Source organism: Serratia sp. CY37869 (genome assembly GCF_052168895.1).
In the GTDB taxonomy this organism is placed as follows: Bacteria; Pseudomonadota; Gammaproteobacteria; order Enterobacterales; family Enterobacteriaceae; genus Serratia; species Serratia ureilytica.
The window spans coordinates 419,419-434,821 of the sequence record NZ_JBJNLU010000001.1 but is presented as its reverse complement, the minus strand read 5'-3'; the positions used below and the strand labels follow the sequence as shown (position 1 = coordinate 434,821).

Here is a 15,403-nt window from a genome sequence, read left to right as displayed (position 1 = left end):
TCCGGCAGGCGCTGTGTTTCATGATTTAGCCGCATAGTTTGCCATGAAGCCCGCGACAAATCACGCGCGCCCCTCGCGCTTTTCACTCTGGCCCGAGTTTTGCGTCGACAGCGCTCATTCACAAGGTAAACTAGCGAAATAAACGATTTCCGGTGAATGAAGCATGAAGAACAAGCCCCCTCTGAGCAAAGACGAACAACAGCTCTTCAGAGAGTCGGTGGCGGGCGCAAAAAAGCTGCGCCAGGACACCATCGTCCACCGCCCACCGAAGCTCAAGGTCAAACAGGTCGCGCCGCAGCGGCTGCTGCAGGAGCAGGTCGATGCCAGCTATTATTTTTCAGATGAATATCAGCCGCAGCTGGAAGAGGAAGGCCCGACGCGCTACGTGCGCCCCGGCAGCAGCCCGTATGAGCTGAAGAAGCTGCGACGCGGCGATTATTCGCCGGAGCTGTTTCTTGATTTGCACGGCCTGACTCAGCTGCAGGCCAAGCAGGAATTGGGGGCGCTGATCGCCGCCTGCAAACGCGAGCATGTACACTGTGCCTGCGTGATGCACGGGCACGGCAAACACATTCTCAAACAGCAAACGCCGCTGTGGCTGGCGCAGCATCCCGACGTGCTGGCGTTCCATCAGGCGCCGAAGGAATGGGGCGGCAACGCCGCCGTCCTGCTGTTGGTGGAGCTGGCAGAATAGCCTCCCGAAGAAACGACTCAGGGCGATGTCAGACATCGCCCTGAGTTTATTCCGCACCGCATCCGCGGCTCACACTTTGGCCATCACCTGCGACGGGCTGACCTGCCATTCAAATTTGCCGTAGCTGCCGTCCGCCGGCAGATCGACGTTGGCGATCGCCGAGGTCGCGAACATCGGCGGGCACTCGCCCGGACACAGTTCCGCCACCAGATACCCCACCAGCGGCAGGTGCGACACGATCAGCACCGAGCTCACCCCTTGCATCGCCAGCGCCTGAAGATAGCTGCCGACTTGTTCGGCGTTCCCGCCCGGCGTCAGTTCGGGCAGCACTTCTTCGCCCTCCGGCAGCGTCAAGGCTTCACGCACCGTCGCCAGCGTCTGTTCGGCCCGCAGATAGGGGCTGACCAGCACGCGTTCAATATCCACAGACTTGGTGTTCAACCAGGCCGCCATCTGACGGGACTCGTCGCGGCCGCACAGGGTAAGGGGCCTTACCGCATCGCTGGCTGCCTCGAGCGCCGCCTCTCCGTGACGCATAATCAAAACTTGCATATTGCACCGCTGTTGTTGACAAAGTAACGCTATACAGAAACGCCGTGCGTGCTGTACCGCCGAGTTTTACAACCCCAAAGCCAAAGCTTTAAAACGATAACGCGCCGTCTCTTTATGGCGGCCGGGCATTTTGCCTGAAAGTTTGCGTAAAGAAAATGCTGTTTTTTACAGCAATCCTCCCCGAGCAAACCTCGATTGCTCATAGAACAATCAATTCAACGGGTTAAATTTTAACCTTTTCGCCATGAAAATTATTGATGGCGCTCAAGCTAACTTACCGCTGCCGCAGCCTTGCTGTACAGCCTCACGGGCTGACGCTGTCGCAAGGAGTGATGGCGATCACAACGCGGCCCTGTTGCAACTATAGTGCAAATCGGGCCGCCCTGCGTTCAACTCCCCAGCGGGTAAAAACGTTCGCCCTGCTGCGCCATGCGCTGCAGGCGCTCGCACGGTGCGAAGTGCTCGCCGTGCTGCTGACGCAGGTAGTCCAGCGTCTTCACCACTTTCTCGGCGCCGAGTTCATCCATATAGCGGAACGGGCCGCCAAGGAACGGCGGGAAACCGATGCCGAATACCGCACCGATGTCACCGTCGCGCGCGCTGCGGATCACGCCTTCATCCAGACAGCGCGCCGCTTCGTTCAGCATCATCATCACGCAGCGCTGGGCAATGGTCGCCGGCAGCATATGCGCCTTCGGCGTGACGCCGAGCAACGTATACAATGAGGTGTCCGCGCGCTTACGCCGCTGACGCTGCTGCCCCTCGCTCGGGTAAAGATAGAAGCCACGGCCGTTCTTGCGCCCTTTGCGCCCGTCCTTCAGCACCGCATCGAACGCGGCAGGCGCGGCGAAGCGCGGCCCCAGCGCCTCAACCAGCACCGGAATGATCTTGGTGCCGACGTCGATGCCCACTTCGTCCAACAGGGTGATGGGGCCGACCGGGAAGCCGAAGTCCACCAGCGCTTTGTCCAGCGATTCAATGGGCTCGCCTTCCAGCAGGCAGCGCGCCGCTTCGTTGATGTACGGCGCCAGGATGCGGTTGACATAAAAACCGGCGCTGTCGCCCACCACGATGGCGGTCTTGCCCTGCTTGTGCGCCAGCGCCACGGTGGTGGCGATGGTTTGTTCGCTGGTGCCGGCGTGCGGGATCACTTCCACCAGCGGCATTTTGTCCACCGGGCTGAAGTAGTGCAGACCGATCACCTGCTGCGGCCGCTGGGCCTGTTCGGCGATTTGACCGATAGGCAGCGAGGAAGTATTGGAGGCGAACACGGTATGCGGCGCGCAGTTCGCTTCGACCTCGGCCACCATCTTCTGCTTCAGCGCCAGATCCTCAAACACCGCCTCGACCACGATATCCACCTGCTCGAAGCCGGTGTAATCGGTAGAGCCGGAGATCAGCATCATCTGTTTTTGCCGTTCCGCCGGGCGCATGCGCTTGCTGCGCACCCGCTTGCCGAGCACGTCCCAACTGTATTTCAGCGCATGATTGATGCCGGTTTCATTGATGTCTTTGATGCGAACCGGCAAACCGCCGCGCGTGGCGGTGACGCAGGCGATGCCGCCACCCATCAGGCCGCCGCCGAGAATGCCGACGCGATGCAAGGCGCGCGGCTGAGCATCGCCGCCCCGCTCTTTTTTCAGCGCGGTGGAAGCGAAGAACAGGCTGCGCAACGCCGCCGATTGCGGCGTCATCGCCAGTTCGCCAAAGGCGCGCGCTTCGGCTTCATAGCCGCTGGCGCTGCCGTGATCCAGCCCGGTGCGCACCACCTGAATGATGCGCTCCGCCGCCGGGTAGTTGCCGTGCGTTTTCGCCAACGTTTTCTTGCGCACGATGCTGAACAGCAGATTTCTGCCCAGCGGGCCGTTGAGCAGACGATCCTGCCACGGCAGCTCGCGCTGATGCTTCCAGCCCTGTTTCACCCGCTCGATGGCGGTCTGCAGCAAAATCGATTGCGGCACGGCGTCGTCCACCAGCCCCATGCGCAGCGCCTGGCGGGCGCGAATGTGCTTGCCGGTCAGGATCATGTCCAGCGCCTTGGCGGCGCCTACCAGGCGCGGCAGGCGCTGCGTACCGCCGGAGCCCGGCAGCAGGCCCAGCTGCACTTCCGGCAGACCGAGCGCGGTTTTGTCATCCAACGAACAGACGCGGCCGTGGCAGGCCAGCGCCAATTCCAGCCCGCCGCCCAGGCAGGCGCCGTGGATGGCCGCCACCACCGGCACCGGGAAGGCGGCGATCTGCGCCAGCGTGCTCTGCCCTTTCTTGGCCAGCGTTTCCGCCTCTTTGGCGCTGGTGCAGGCGGCGATCATGGTGATATCGGCGCCGGCGATAAACGAGTCCGGCTTGCCGGAAACGATCACCAGCCCTTCCAGCGCGGTATGCTGCTGCGCCCGGATCAGCACATCGCTCACCTGTTCGACGAACTCGGCCTTGAGCGTATTGACCTTGTCGCCCGGTACGTCGATGGTGATCACGCCGATGTTGTCGGGGCGGATCGTCAGCTGAAAGGCCGACGGTTTGGCACGCTGTTCGTGCAATGCATTTTCGGCACTCATCATTCCACCTCCACGATCATCGCGGCCCCTAACCCGCCGGCGGCGCAGGCGGTGGTCAGACCCAGCCCGCCACCGCGGCGTTTCAGCTCGCGCAGCGTCTGGGTGATCATGCGCGCGCCGGTGGCGGCGAACGGGTGGCCATAGGCGATGGAACCGCCCAGGACGTTGAATTTTGCCATGTCCACCTCGCCGATCGCCTGGCTGCGGCCAAGCTTCTCGCGGGCGAACGCTTCGCTGGCGAACATCTTCAGGTTGGCCAGCGTTTGCGCGGCGAAGGCTTCATGCATGTCGATGAGCGTCAGATCGGCCAGACCGATGCCGGCGCGATCCAGCGCCAGCGGCGTGGCGTAGGAGGGCCCCAGCAGCATGTCTTCCCACACGTCGATGGCGGCGAAGGCAAAGCTGCGCAAATAGCCCAGCGGCTGCAGCCCCAGCTCTTTGGCGCGCGATTCGCTCATCATCAATACCGCCGCCGCGCCGTCGGTCAACGGTGTGCTGTTGGCCGCGGTGACGCTGCCGTGCTTGCGATCGAACGCCGGTTTCAGCTTGGCGTAGGAAGCCAGGCTGGAGTCTTTGCGGATGTTGTTGTCTTCAGAAAGCTGTGCGCGGTACGGCGGCACGTAGGCGGTCATCACCTCATCGCGCAGCCACCCCTCCTGCCAGGCCCTGGCCGCCAGCTCATGCGAACGGTGCGCCAGCGCATCCTGCGCTTCACGGGTGATGCCGTGGCTTTTCGCCATCTGTTCGGCGGTATCGCCCATGCGCAGGCCGGTGGAATACTCCGCCACCGCCGGCGGCACCGGCATCAGATCGCGGAATTTCAGCCGGCTGAACAATTTGAGGCGCTGCGACAGCGTGCGCGCCTTGTTGATGTCCACCAACGTGCGCGCCAGCGCCTTGCTGACGCCGATCGGCAAGACGGAAGAAGAGTCGGCCCCGCCGGCGATGCCGACGCTGATGCTGCCGGCCATGATGCTCTCCGCCACGTTGGCGATCGCCTGGAAACTGGTGGCGCAGGCGCGCGACACGCTGTAGGCGTCGGTATGAACGCTCATGCCGGTGCCAAGCACGATCTCACGCGCGATGTTCGGCGCCTCGGGCATTTGCACCACCTGGCCGAACACCAGCTGTTCGATCAGTTGCGGCTCGATACCACTGCGCGCCAACAGCTCGCTCACCGCCGTTTTCCCTAAATCCACCGCCGGAATGCCGTGATAGGCGGTCGCCTGTTTGGCAAAGGGGGTACGCAGTCCATTCACAATCGCAATGCGGTCACCATGACGGGTCACCAACGGCAGTGCCTTACTCATAAATGCTCCTGAAGAAAATAACGTCAGCGCAATGGGCAGAAAGAGGTCTGACCTGATGAGGTCATTGTTAACCAAACGGTTACATTTGGCAAACCGGCAGAGATCAAAACTGCGAGCAGGCGCACTTTCTATCGGGAACGAGGCAGGGAAGGAAATCCCCGGCGCGCAGCAGGCGGCGCCGGGGTAAAGCGGGGATTAACGCAGGCCGAGCTGGAAGATCAGGGTTTCCGCCTGGCAGGCGAAGGTAAAATCGGCTTCCAATTGTACGCCGCCGTCAACCGGTTTAATGCTACTGCTGATGTCACAGGGATCGGATTCGACCGCGCGCGCCTTTTCGCTCAGGGCCGCCAGCATCGCCTCCGCATCTTGTTGATTGCTGAACACCTGGCTGTAGGATGCGGTGCAATCGGTGTTATCCATCACGGTGCCGACATCCACGCAGCAACACGCGGCGGTTTCCTGGGCGCTGCATTTATTAATTGCATCTGACATGATTGGTTCTCCTCAAGGGCCTCTGTTATCAGCCCAAATTGCCGTTTTATTCACCGGCGCAAAGCCACGAAATTCTGTGGGTATTTTACGCTCCCAAGCCGGCAATCACTAGCACTTACTTTTACTGGGTGTTTTAAGTGATGGAAATCACAAATAAAAATGAGCGCCTGCTAAGAAATGGTAAGAATTTTGTTATTTACCACTGTCTTTTTGTTAAGCAGATCTCTTTTTTGATATCAGAGTGGAAATATTTCAAAAACAAACTTGCAACATTTTCACAGGTCAGACCTATACTTCAGCCACTGGTCTGATTTGTCTGAACGATAACGGACCCTACAATCCCGCGCTCCTTGTTACTTCGTGTAACAATAGTTTAAATAATAAACACATAATGAGGTTTTGGTCATGAGCCAGAAAAACCTATTGACTAAATCAGCTCTCGCAGCTGCAGTGGCAATTATTTCTTCAAACGTGTCTGCCGCAGGATTCCAGCTGAATGAGTTCTCATCAGCTGGTTTAGGACGTTCGTATTCTGGCGAAGGCGCCATGGCGGATACGGCGGCCTCCGCAAGCCGCAACCCGGCGTTGCTGATGATGTATACCCGCCCGGAACTCTCTTTCGGCGCAGTCTTCATCGATCCGGACGTCGATATTTCCGGTACCTCACCTTCCCGCGCCAGTCTGGATGCGAAAAACATCGCGCCGACCGCTTGGGTGCCGAACCTGCATTATGTTCACCCGATTAACGATCAATTCGCCGTAGGCGGCTCGGTCACCAGCAACTTCGGTTTGGCGACCGAATACAACAACGGTTATGCGGCGGGCTCCATGGGCGGCAAAACCGATCTGGAAACCCTGAACCTGAACCTGAGCGGCGCTTATCGCCTGAACAAAAACTTCAGCTTCGGTCTGGGTTTTGACGCCGTCTACGCCAAGGCTAAACTCGAGCGTTACGCCGGCGATCTGCCAAAATTGATCGCCGGTTCAGGCAAATTGCCGCCACAGTTGGCCGGCCCGGTTTCGCAGATCCCGGCAGATACCCAAATTTCTCACCTGAAAGGCGACGAATGGGGCTTCGGCTGGAACGCCGGTATTCTCTACGAAGTGGATGAAAACAACCGTTACGGCTTCACCTATCGCTCTGAAGTCAAAATCGACTTCGACGGCGATTACAAGAGCAGCCTGCCTTCAGCCTTCAACCCGCTGCTGGCCTCTCAAGGCCTGCCATGGGGCACCAACGGCACCACCATCCCGGGTTCTCTGAGCCTGCACCTGCCTGAAATGTGGGAGCTGTCCGGTTACAACAAAGTGGCGCCGCAGTGGGCCGTTCACTACAGCCTGGCCTACACCAGCTGGAGCCAGTTCCAGGAGCTGAAAGCCACCGGCAACAACGGCCAGACGCTGTTCCAGAAGCATGAAGGCTTCAAAGACGCTTACCGCATCGCGCTCGGCACCACCTACTTCTACGACGATAACTGGACCTTCCGTACCGGTATCGCCTTCGATGACAGCCCGGTGCCTGCCCAAAACCGTTCGATCTCCATTCCCGATCAGGACCGTTTCTGGCTGAGTGCCGGTACTACCTATGCGTTCAACAAAGACGCCTCGGTTGACGTCGGCGTGTCCTACATGCACGGCCAGAAAGTCACCATCAACGAAGGTCCTTACACCTTCACCTCCGAAGGCAAGGCCTGGCTGTACGGCGCCAACTTCAACTACCGCTTCTAATCTCGCTTGAGATGGATGCCAAAGCGCCCCGCGGGGCGCTTTTTCTTTGCCTGTCGCTCGCCGCGGGCGTAAAAAAACCCGCCAGACGGCGGGTTTTCATTGGCATAAGGCCGGCGGTTACTGCGAGTCGATCTCGTCCAGATCGCCCTGAATCGCCTTGGCGTTCGGGTTCTCTTCCGGCTTGAGCGAACCGCCGTTGGCGATGAAGTCGTGGCGCTGGAAGTAAGCTTCGCGCACCATGACATAAGGATCGGAGGAGTTGCGCAGCAGGCCGTCGGAATCCAGCAGTTGAGCGCGAGTTTCGATACCCTCGACCACCCATTTGCCCGCCGACATCCAGAAAGTCAGGTAGCTCAGCATCGGATACAGCGTATCCGCAAAGTCGCCGCCGTCTTCACGCAGGGTAAAGCTGCCGTAGCCCGGCAGCATCACGTACGGACCGTAGCCCACATCGTAATGCCCCAACGTGCTGCCGAAACGGTTCGGCTCTTCGCGCGCCAGTTTCGGGTTGGCCATGCCGGCCACGTCGATCAGGCCGCCCATCCCGAGCAGGGTGTTCAGGAAGAAACGGTTGAAGTGGATCATCCCGCGGTAAGGATCCCCCTTCAGGAAGGCGTTGACCATGCTGGCCGGCTCTTCCAGGTTGGAGGTGAAGTTGCTGATGCCGTTACGCGCCGGCATCGGCACGTAGTCACGCCAGGCCACCGCGACCGGACGCAGGATATAAGGATCCAGGACGTTGTAGTTGAAGTCGAACATCGTCCGGTTAAATCCTTCCAGAGGATCGGAACGCCCTTGCGGCTCATTGTCTGGCGCGCTGGCACAGCCCACCAGTAATGCCGCTGCGAATGCCACCCCAGTCAGGCGAAAGTTCATATTTTTCTCCATAAAAACACGTTCGGTCTTATTTTTCAGGGACCTGCTTGTTTATCTGAACGCTAACCTGCTCTTTGCCGCTGAATGTCTGCAGCGAGCTTTCGCCGAACCAGTCCCCCGGCTGCGGCGTGGCCAATCCGTCCTGTGAGAGGCGCACACGCACCTGCACCTGATGCTGTGCCGAGAGTAGACGCTCGGGCATCATGGCGTTGCTGTCGTCCAGAGAGAAAGACAGCGGAAAACGGCTCAGCGGCAATTGTTTTACCGCGACCGGCACCGGGCTGACGCCGTCGGTCACCGAGATAACCAGCGTCCCCTGCGGCGGCATGGCTTTCGCCGCCTGCGGTGACAGCGAAACAGTCACATTCAGTTTAACAGTTTCTCCGCCGGCCTGGGCTTTTGCTTGTGCAATACTGCGCTTTATCACTTCCGCGCGCGGATCGTTAGCCGGCAGCAGCTGCAGCATCACTTGCCAGGCGCCGATCGCCTGTTTGAAATCGCCCTGTTCGAAAGCGTTGAACGCCAACAGGCTGAGCACCCGCGGATCGCTGTGATTTTCCGCGATCATGCGCCGCAACAGCTGCGTCGCCTGCTTGTTATCCTCCGGATCGTTGGATCGCGTCAAGACCTCGGCATAGCCGAGCCGCACTTCCAGACTATTCGGATCCAATTGATAGGCATGAGCAAATGCCTGCGTGGCGGTGGTGGCGTTGTTCAACGCCATGCCGACGCGCCCCAGCATCATCCAGTCATTGATATTGCGATCGTCCTGCTGCAGCTCGGTGCGCAGCCCCAGCCCGAGGCGAGCGATCTCTTCCATGCTCAGCGGTTTGGCGCGCTCATTGGCGACGCGCTCACGCAATTCCGGCATTTGCGCCTGCACCAGACGCCAATCCAGCACCTGCGCCAACCCGCCGGTTTTCAGATAAAAGCCAACGGTCACCGCCAGCAATAACAGCACGCCCGGCACTAACGCCCAACGGTTGATCGGTTTCGCCTGCTCTGCCTGTTCGACGGGGATGTCGTTCAACAGGTTCTGTTGCAGCTCTTTAACCAGCTCCGGGCGCTCGGCCACCACGCCCTGCTGCTCGTCCTGCTCCAGTTCGCTGAGGCGATCCTGATAGAACGCCTTGTTCAGCGCATCGCGCGTAGCGGCGCTCTGCTTGCCGTGGCGCATCGCCGGCACCACCAGCAACGCGGCGGCGCCGGCCAGCAACACGCAAATAATCAGCCAAAAAGCCATTAGGGTTTCTTCCTGTCAGTCTCTTGCAACAACGCCGCCAGGCGCTGCCGTTCCCGTTCGGAGAATTCATCATCCACCACCGCGTCGGGCCGGCGACGGGTGCGCAGGATCACCACCGCCCCGCCTATCAGCACGAACAGCAGCGGGCCGATCCACAAGATCAGCGTCGCCGGCGTTACCGGCGGTTCGTAGGTGACGAAATTGCCATAACGCGCCACCATGTAGTCGATGATCTGCTGCTTGCTTTGCCCCTGCATCATCAGCTCGTACACCTTGGTGCGCATGTCTGCGGCGATAATGGCGTTGGAATCGGCAATGCTGTTGTTCTGGCATTTCGGGCAGCGCAGCTGTTCGGTCAACTCGCGATACTGTTGCTCCTGCTCGACGGAGTTGAAGCGATAGGTATCGATCGCCGCAGCGGCGCTCCAGCTCAGCAATGCGGCGAACAGCAGGGCAATCAGCCTCATGCCTCACCCCCGTACTTTCTATACAGCGGCAGCACTTCCTGCTGCCAGACCCGCTCGTTCATGTCGCCGGCATGGCGATAGCGAATGATCCCCTGTCCGTCGATAAGGAAGGTCTCAGGCGCGCCGTACACCCCGAGATCCAATCCCAGCATGCCGTCGCCGTCGTACAGGCTGAGCGCATAGGGATTGCCGAGGGAATTAAGCCAGGTCACCGCCTTGGCGCGATCGTCTTTATAGTTCAAGCCGACCACCCGCACGCCGCGCGCCGCCAGCGTATTGAGATACTGGTGTTCCGCGCGGCAGGTCGGGCACCAGGTGGCCCAGACGTTGAGCAATATCGGCTTGCCGTCACGCAGCACCGCCTGATCGTAGGTTTTGCCCGGCTGATCCAACGATTCCAGCCTGAAGGTCGGCACCGGTTTGCCGATCAGCGCCGACTCCAGCATGGTCGGATCTTCGCCGCCGGCGTTGCGCGTCAGTTGCACCATCAGGGCCGCCACCAGCAGCAGGAAGAGCACCAACGGGATAAACAGCAGCTTACGCTTCATGATTGCGCCTCCAGCTTGCCTTCGCGCTTGAGCTTTTTGCTCATGCGATAACGCGGATCGAGAATGCACAGCAGGCCGCCGATCGCCATAAAGACGCCGCCGAACCAGATCCAGCGCACGAAGGGTTTGTAATACAGACGCACCGCCCAGGATCCGTCTTCCAGCTCCTCGCCCAGCGCCGCGTACAGATCGCGGCTGAACCCGCCGTCGATCGCCGCCTCGGTCATCATGCTGCGCGCCACGCTGTAGTAGCGTTTCTCCGCGTGCAGCGTCGCCTCCGGCTTGCCGTTGCGCGTGACGTCGATGATGCCGACGCCGCCGCTGTAGTTCGGGCCGCGAATGTCGTGCACGTCGCGGAACACGAAGTGATAGTTGTGGATATCCACGCTGTCGCCGGCCTTCATCCGCACGTCGCGCTCCACGCTGTAGTTCTGGCTGAAGGCGATGCCGATCACCGTCACCGCCACGCCGAGGTGGCCGAGCACCATGCCCCAGTGGCTGCGGGACAGCTGCCGCAGGCCGCGCCAGAAACCGTGACGATGGGTGGCGCGCTCATGCAGCTCCATCAGCGTCAGGATGATCACCCACAGCGCCATAATCAGGCCCACCACCGTCATGCCGGCGATGCTGTCCTGCAACAGCCACGGCAGCAGAATCGACAGCACCAGCGTCACCAGCAGCGCCACGCCGAGGCGGCGCCAAAGCTTGCCCGGCTCATCGCGGCGCCAGCGCACCAGCGGCCCGATGCCCAACAGCAGCGCCAGCGGCGCCATCAGCCAGGTGAACATGGTGTTGAAGAACGGCTCGCCGATCGAAATGCTGCCCAGCCCCAACTGTTTGTGCACCAGCGGCAGCAGCGTGCCCAACAGCACCACCAGCATGGCGGCGATCAGCAGCACGTTGTTGCCCAGCAGGAAGGTCTCGCGCGAGAAGGTCTCGTGCTGCACCCGGCTGCGCACCTGGCCGCCCTTGACCGCGTACAGCAGCAGCGAACCGCCGATGACGATCACCAGATAGGCGAGAATAAACATGCCGCGCGCCGGGTCGGAAGCGAAGGAGTGCACCGAGACCAGCACGCCGGAGCGCACCAGGAAGGTGCCCAGCAGGCACAGCGAGAAAGCGGTGATCGCCAGCAACACCGTCCAGGCTTTGAACGTGCCGCGTTTCTCGGTCACCGCCAGCGAATGCATCAGCGCGGTGCCGGCCAGCCACGGCATAAAGGAAGCGTTCTCCACCGGATCCCAGAACCACCAGCCGCCCCAGCCCAGCTCATAGTAGGCCCAGGCCGATCCGAGCACGATGCCCAGCGTGAGGAACACCCAGGCGGCGGTGGTCCACGGGCGCGACCAGCGCGCCCAGGCGGTGTCGAGCCGGCCGGCCATCAGCGAGGCGATGGCGAACGCGAAGGCGACCGAGAAGCCGACATAGCCCATGTACAGCAGCGGCGGGTGGAAGATCAGGCCGATATCCTGCAGCAGCGGGTTGAGATCGCTGCCGTCGATCGGGAAGTTAGGCAGCGTGCGGGTGAACGGGTTGGAGGTCATGATGATGAACAGCAGGAAGCCGGCGGTGATCATGCCCATCACCGACAACACCCGCGCCACCGCGTCCTGTGGCATCGCCCGGCTGCACAACGCCACCGCCAGCGACCAGCAGCTCAGCAGCAGCACCCACAGCAGCAGCGAACCTTCGTGCGCCCCCCAGGTGGCGGCGATGCGGTAATACACCGGCAGTTGGGTATTGGAGTTGGTGGCCACGTAGGCGACGGTAAAGTCATTGACCACGAAGGCATGCACCAGGCACAGGAACGCCAGCGCAATCGCGGCGAACATGCCGTAGGTCAGCGGGCGGGCCACCGCCATCATGCGGCTGTCCTGCCGCGCCGCGCCCCACTGCGGGTAAATGCTCAGCAGCAGCGCGATCGCCAGCGCCAGGCACAGCAGAAAACTGCCCAGTTCCGGCATCATGACTTGGCGCCCTCCGCCTGCGGCGCGTTATACGCTTCCGCCGGCCCTTTGTGATTCTCTTTCATCGCGTCGGCCACTTCCGGCGGGGTGTATTTCTCGTCGTGCTTCGCCAGCACTTCGCGCGCGTTGACCACGTTGCCCTCGCCCAGCACGCCCTGCGCCACCACGCCCTGCCCTTCGCGGAACAGGTCCGGCAGAATGCCGGTGTAGGTCACGCCGATCGCGCCGCGCGCATCGTAAATCTTGAAGCTGACCTGCAGCGTATTGGGATCGCGTTTCACCGAGCCCGGCATCACCATGCCTCCGATGCGCAGCCGCTGGCCGACCTCGGGCTTCTCATGGTTTTCGCCCTTGCCCTGCAGGATTTCACCCGGGGTGTAGAACAGATCGATGTTGGAGCGCAGCGCGTACAGCATCAGGGTTGCGGTCAGCGCGATGCCGATCAGCACAACGATCGCCAGATAAAGGCGGCTTTTACGACGTGGATTCACAATGATTTCTCCCGCGGTGCGGCGGATTTTTGTTTTGATTGTTGCGCATGGCGAATGCGCCGCTCGCGCGCCTGACGGCGGCCGATCTCGGCGAGCAATAGCCGCCGCTGCCAGACGGTGTGCGCCACCAGCCCCAACAGCGAAATCAGCGTGACGGCAACCGCCAGCCAGACATAGAAGGCATAACCGCCCATGGCGAAAAACGCCGGCCAGGAATCGAACGCGGCATTCATGACTGACGCTCCTTATTCACCAGCCCGGCAACCCACGGGCGCTGGCGCTCCTGGAACAGGATCAGATTGCGCAGGCGCATCAGCGTCAGCGTGACGAACAACAGCAGGTAGCCGAGGATCGCCCAGCGCAGCGGGGTGCGCATGCTTGGCGCGATGGATTGCTGCATGTTGGTCGAGCCCTGATGCAGCGTATTCCACCATTCGACGGAGAAATGGATGATCGGAATGTTCACCACGCCCACCAGCACCAGAATGCCGGCGGCCCGGCCCGCCAGGCGACGGTCTTCAAAAGCGTTATACAGCGCGATGACACCCATATAGAGGAACAGCAGCACCAGCTCGGAGGTCAGCCGCGCGTCCCATACCCACCAGGTGCCCCACATCGGCTTACCCCAGGCGGAACCGGTCACCAGCGCGATAAAGGTGAACACCGCGCCGATCGGCGCCATCGCCGCCACCACGGTATCGGACATTTTCATCTGCCACACCAGGCCGATAAACGCCGCCACCGCCATCGAGGCGTAGATGCCCATCGACCACATGGCCGCCGGCACATGAATATAAATGATGCGGAAGCTGTCGCCCTGCTGATAATCCTTCGGCGCGAAGCCAAAGCCCCATGCCCAGCCGAGCAGCAGGCAGGCCGCCGCCGCCAGTCCCAGCCAGGGGATAAAGCGGCCGCAGACGTGATACAGCCGTTCGGGCCGCGCCAGTTGATGTAACCATTTCCACATTGTCGTCAGTGCTCACGGTAATTTTTATGCGTCGGCCGCTCCGAGCGTTCGAAACGGCGAAAATCTTCTGCGGGGTACGCTCTTGTCGGCCTTGCCCCGTCTGTTCATTCAATACGTTAGCTAGTGCACGCTCACTCGCAGCGCCGCCGCGGTGGCAAACGGCGCCAATGTCACGCTGCCCGCCAGCATCGCGCCGAGTATCGCCAGATAACCGTCGATCGGCATGCCCATCGAGGCGGCGTCGATCGCGCCAGTGGCGAAGATCAGCACCGGGATATACAGCGGCAGCACCAGCAGGCTGAGCAGCACGCCCCCTTTGCGCAGGCCGACGGTCAGCCCCACGCCGATAGCGCCGATCAGACTCAGCGTCGGCGTGCCGAGCAGCAGCGTACCCGCCACCGCCAGCCAGGTTGGCATATCAAGCGACAGCAGCAGCGCCACCAGCGGCGATAGGATCAGCAGCGGCAATCCCGTCACAACCCAGTGAGCACACACTTTGCCCAGCACCGTCATCGGCAGCGGCGTCGGCAGCAGCAACAGCTGCTCCAGCGAACCGTCGAGAAAGTCGTCGCGAAACAGCCGCTCCAGCGACAGCAGCGAGGCCAGCAACGCCGCCACCCACACGATGCCCGGCGCAATGCGCGCCAGCAGCTGCGGTTCAGGGCCAATCCCCAGCGGGAACAGCGTGATCACAATCAGGAAAAACCACAGTGGGTTGACGATCTCCGACCCTTTACGGCAGGCGATCTTCAATTCGCGACGCACCAGAGTCAAAAACATCACAAACTCCCCGCGTCGTGTTCCGCCAAACGAATTTTGCCCACCGTTTGGCTGACGCCAGCCAAATCCTGATGCGTGGTCAACAATACCATGCCGCCCCGCTGCGCATGTTGTTCAAAAAGGCTAATCAACTCGGCCACGCCCTGTTTATCGATTGCCGTCAAGGGTTCATCGAGGATCCACAGCGGCGCCGCGCTGAGCCACAATCGCGCCAGCGCCACCCGCCGCTGTTGCCCGGCCGAAAGCTGCGCCACCGGCAGATCTTCGTACCCCACCAACCCCACCTGCTCCAGCGCGCGCCAGATGGCCTGATGCTCGGCCGCGCCGCGCACCGCCTGATAAAACTGCAGATTTTCAAAGGGTGTCAATACGGCTTTGATGCCCGGTTGATGGCCGATAAACAGCAAATCTTGCTGATACGCCGCGCGATCGCGCAGCGTGTTGCGCCCGCGCCAGCACACCTCACCGCCGTCCGGCCGCGCCAGGCCGGCAAGAATGCGCAGCAAACTGGTCTTGCCCGCGCCGTTCGGCCCCTCTACCTGAATGATATCGCCCGGCTGAACTGAAAAGCTTAGCTCGCTAAACAGGATGCGCTCATCGCGCACGCAACTCAGACTTTTGGCTTCCAGCATCAGGGAACTCATATTTTTCTTTGGGATAGCGAATCATAGCATAAGCCTTTCCCCGCACGCAGCCTGCGGCGGGCGCGCCGAGGGGCCAATATGGCGAGCAG

General features: G+C 61.2%; 16 protein-coding genes. 2 read left to right on the top strand and 14 right to left on the bottom strand.

The window, feature by feature from the left end:
- Positions 1 to 163 precede the first annotated feature (163 nt).
- Positions 164 to 694 carry an endonuclease SmrB gene (smrB, locus tag ACJ8J1_RS02210; protein WP_025303720.1) on the top strand — a complete coding sequence of 177 codons (531 nt, stop codon included), beginning with the start codon at positions 164 to 166 and terminating at the stop codon, positions 692 to 694.
- Positions 695 to 763: 69 nt separating this feature from the next.
- On the opposite strand, the gene sixA is transcribed toward smrB, so the two are convergent.
- The 4 genes from sixA to ACJ8J1_RS02190 form a co-directional block, all read right to left on the bottom strand.
- Entirely contained in the window at positions 764 to 1,246 is a 483-nt protein-coding gene (gene sixA, locus ACJ8J1_RS02205) for a phosphohistidine phosphatase SixA (protein ID WP_004936230.1), read from the bottom strand.
- Positions 1,247 to 1,635: 389 nt separating this feature from the next.
- Positions 1,636 to 3,801 (bottom strand): fatty acid oxidation complex subunit alpha FadJ, encoded by a 2,166-nt coding sequence (fadJ, locus tag ACJ8J1_RS02200; RefSeq protein ID WP_033643910.1) that lies wholly within the window; start codon positions 3,799 to 3,801, stop codon positions 1,636 to 1,638.
- A complete protein-coding gene (gene fadI, locus ACJ8J1_RS02195; protein ID WP_033643911.1) occupies positions 3,801 to 5,111 on the bottom strand; it encodes an acetyl-CoA C-acyltransferase FadI in 1,311 nt (436 codons plus the stop codon). The genes fadJ and fadI overlap by 1 nt, the downstream gene beginning before the upstream one ends.
- A gap of 195 nt (positions 5,112 to 5,306) precedes the next feature.
- Complete coding sequence (locus tag ACJ8J1_RS02190) at positions 5,307 to 5,603, bottom strand: YfcZ/YiiS family protein (RefSeq protein ID WP_072145088.1); 297 nt, start codon at positions 5,601 to 5,603, stop codon at positions 5,307 to 5,309.
- Positions 5,604 to 6,008: 405 nt separating this feature from the next.
- Here ACJ8J1_RS02190 and fadL point away from each other — a divergent pair, with 405 nt between their 5' ends.
- Positions 6,009 to 7,331: a long-chain fatty acid transporter FadL gene (fadL, locus tag ACJ8J1_RS02185; RefSeq protein ID WP_033643912.1), complete on the top strand. Its 1,323-nt coding sequence runs from the start codon at positions 6,009 to 6,011 to the stop codon at positions 7,329 to 7,331.
- A 117-nt stretch (positions 7,332 to 7,448) separates the two neighbouring features.
- Here fadL and mlaA read toward each other — a convergent pair whose 3' ends face one another.
- The 10 genes from mlaA to ccmA form a co-directional block, all read right to left on the bottom strand.
- Entirely contained in the window at positions 7,449 to 8,207 is a 759-nt protein-coding gene (gene mlaA, locus ACJ8J1_RS02180; protein ID WP_033643913.1) for a phospholipid-binding lipoprotein MlaA, read from the bottom strand.
- Between the two features lie 28 nt (positions 8,208 to 8,235).
- Positions 8,236 to 9,450, bottom strand: coding sequence for a c-type cytochrome biogenesis protein CcmI (gene ccmI, locus ACJ8J1_RS02175; protein ID WP_033651975.1), 1,215 nt, complete (start codon positions 9,448 to 9,450; stop codon positions 8,236 to 8,238).
- Positions 9,450 to 9,917, bottom strand: coding sequence for a cytochrome c-type biogenesis protein (locus tag ACJ8J1_RS02170; protein WP_089195024.1), 468 nt, complete (start codon positions 9,915 to 9,917; stop codon positions 9,450 to 9,452). Before ACJ8J1_RS02170 ends, ccmI begins: the two co-directional genes overlap by 1 nt.
- On the bottom strand, positions 9,914 to 10,465 hold the full coding sequence (locus ACJ8J1_RS02165; RefSeq protein WP_033643916.1) for a DsbE family thiol:disulfide interchange protein: 552 nt from the start codon (positions 10,463 to 10,465) through the stop codon (positions 9,914 to 9,916). Before ACJ8J1_RS02165 ends, ACJ8J1_RS02170 begins: the two co-directional genes overlap by 4 nt.
- Positions 10,462 to 12,432, bottom strand: coding sequence for a heme lyase CcmF/NrfE family subunit (locus ACJ8J1_RS02160; protein WP_033632468.1), 1,971 nt, complete (start codon positions 12,430 to 12,432; stop codon positions 10,462 to 10,464). Before ACJ8J1_RS02160 ends, ACJ8J1_RS02165 begins: the two co-directional genes overlap by 4 nt.
- Entirely contained in the window at positions 12,429 to 12,923 is a 495-nt protein-coding gene (gene ccmE, locus ACJ8J1_RS02155; RefSeq protein ID WP_004936264.1) for a cytochrome c maturation protein CcmE, read from the bottom strand. Before ccmE ends, ACJ8J1_RS02160 begins: the two co-directional genes overlap by 4 nt.
- On the bottom strand, positions 12,920 to 13,156 hold the full coding sequence (gene ccmD, locus ACJ8J1_RS02150) for a heme exporter protein CcmD (protein ID WP_033651976.1): 237 nt from the start codon (positions 13,154 to 13,156) through the stop codon (positions 12,920 to 12,922). The genes ccmE and ccmD overlap by 4 nt, the downstream gene beginning before the upstream one ends.
- A complete protein-coding gene (locus ACJ8J1_RS02145) occupies positions 13,153 to 13,890 on the bottom strand; it encodes a heme ABC transporter permease (RefSeq protein ID WP_004936270.1) in 738 nt (245 codons plus the stop codon). The genes ccmD and ACJ8J1_RS02145 overlap by 4 nt, the downstream gene beginning before the upstream one ends.
- Before the next feature lie 120 nt (positions 13,891 to 14,010).
- Positions 14,011 to 14,670, bottom strand: coding sequence for a heme exporter protein CcmB (gene ccmB / locus ACJ8J1_RS02140; RefSeq protein ID WP_103682053.1), 660 nt, complete (start codon positions 14,668 to 14,670; stop codon positions 14,011 to 14,013).
- A complete protein-coding gene (gene ccmA, locus ACJ8J1_RS02135; RefSeq protein WP_015378626.1) occupies positions 14,670 to 15,302 on the bottom strand; it encodes a cytochrome c biogenesis heme-transporting ATPase CcmA in 633 nt (210 codons plus the stop codon). Before ccmA ends, ccmB begins: the two co-directional genes overlap by 1 nt.
- Positions 15,303 to 15,403 lie beyond the last annotated feature (101 nt).

What these genes read in the sequence shown, in the direction of transcription:
- ccmB (WP_103682053.1), bottom strand. Translation starts at nt 14,670, where the DNA reads ATGTTTTTGACTCTGGTGCGTCGCGAATTGAAGATCGCCTGCCGTAAA.
- ccmD (WP_033651976.1), bottom strand. Translation starts at nt 13,156, where the DNA reads ATGAATGCCGCGTTCGATTCCTGGCCGGCGTTTTTCGCCATGGGCGGT.
- ACJ8J1_RS02165 (WP_033643916.1), bottom strand. Translation starts at nt 10,465, where the DNA reads ATGAAGCGTAAGCTGCTGTTTATCCCGTTGGTGCTCTTCCTGCTGCTG.
- ACJ8J1_RS02170 (WP_089195024.1), bottom strand. Translation starts at nt 9,917, where the DNA reads ATGAGGCTGATTGCCCTGCTGTTCGCCGCATTGCTGAGCTGGAGCGCC.
- sixA (WP_004936230.1), bottom strand. Translation starts at nt 1,246, where the DNA reads ATGCAAGTTTTGATTATGCGTCACGGAGAGGCGGCGCTCGAGGCAGCC.
- ccmA (WP_015378626.1), bottom strand. Translation starts at nt 15,302, where the DNA reads ATGCTGGAAGCCAAAAGTCTGAGTTGCGTGCGCGATGAGCGCATCCTG.
- smrB (WP_025303720.1), top strand. Translation starts at nt 164, where the DNA reads ATGAAGAACAAGCCCCCTCTGAGCAAAGACGAACAACAGCTCTTCAGA.
- mlaA (WP_033643913.1), bottom strand. Translation starts at nt 8,207, where the DNA reads ATGAACTTTCGCCTGACTGGGGTGGCATTCGCAGCGGCATTACTGGTG.
- fadI (WP_033643911.1), bottom strand. Translation starts at nt 5,111, where the DNA reads ATGAGTAAGGCACTGCCGTTGGTGACCCGTCATGGTGACCGCATTGCG.
- ACJ8J1_RS02160 (WP_033632468.1), bottom strand. Translation starts at nt 12,432, where the DNA reads ATGATGCCGGAACTGGGCAGTTTTCTGCTGTGCCTGGCGCTGGCGATC.
- ccmI (WP_033651975.1), bottom strand. Translation starts at nt 9,450, where the DNA reads ATGGCTTTTTGGCTGATTATTTGCGTGTTGCTGGCCGGCGCCGCCGCG.
- ACJ8J1_RS02145 (WP_004936270.1), bottom strand. Translation starts at nt 13,890, where the DNA reads ATGTGGAAATGGTTACATCAACTGGCGCGGCCCGAACGGCTGTATCAC.
- fadJ (WP_033643910.1), bottom strand. Translation starts at nt 3,801, where the DNA reads ATGAGTGCCGAAAATGCATTGCACGAACAGCGTGCCAAACCGTCGGCC.
- fadL (WP_033643912.1), top strand. Translation starts at nt 6,009, where the DNA reads ATGAGCCAGAAAAACCTATTGACTAAATCAGCTCTCGCAGCTGCAGTG.
- ACJ8J1_RS02190 (WP_072145088.1), bottom strand. Translation starts at nt 5,603, where the DNA reads ATGTCAGATGCAATTAATAAATGCAGCGCCCAGGAAACCGCCGCGTGT.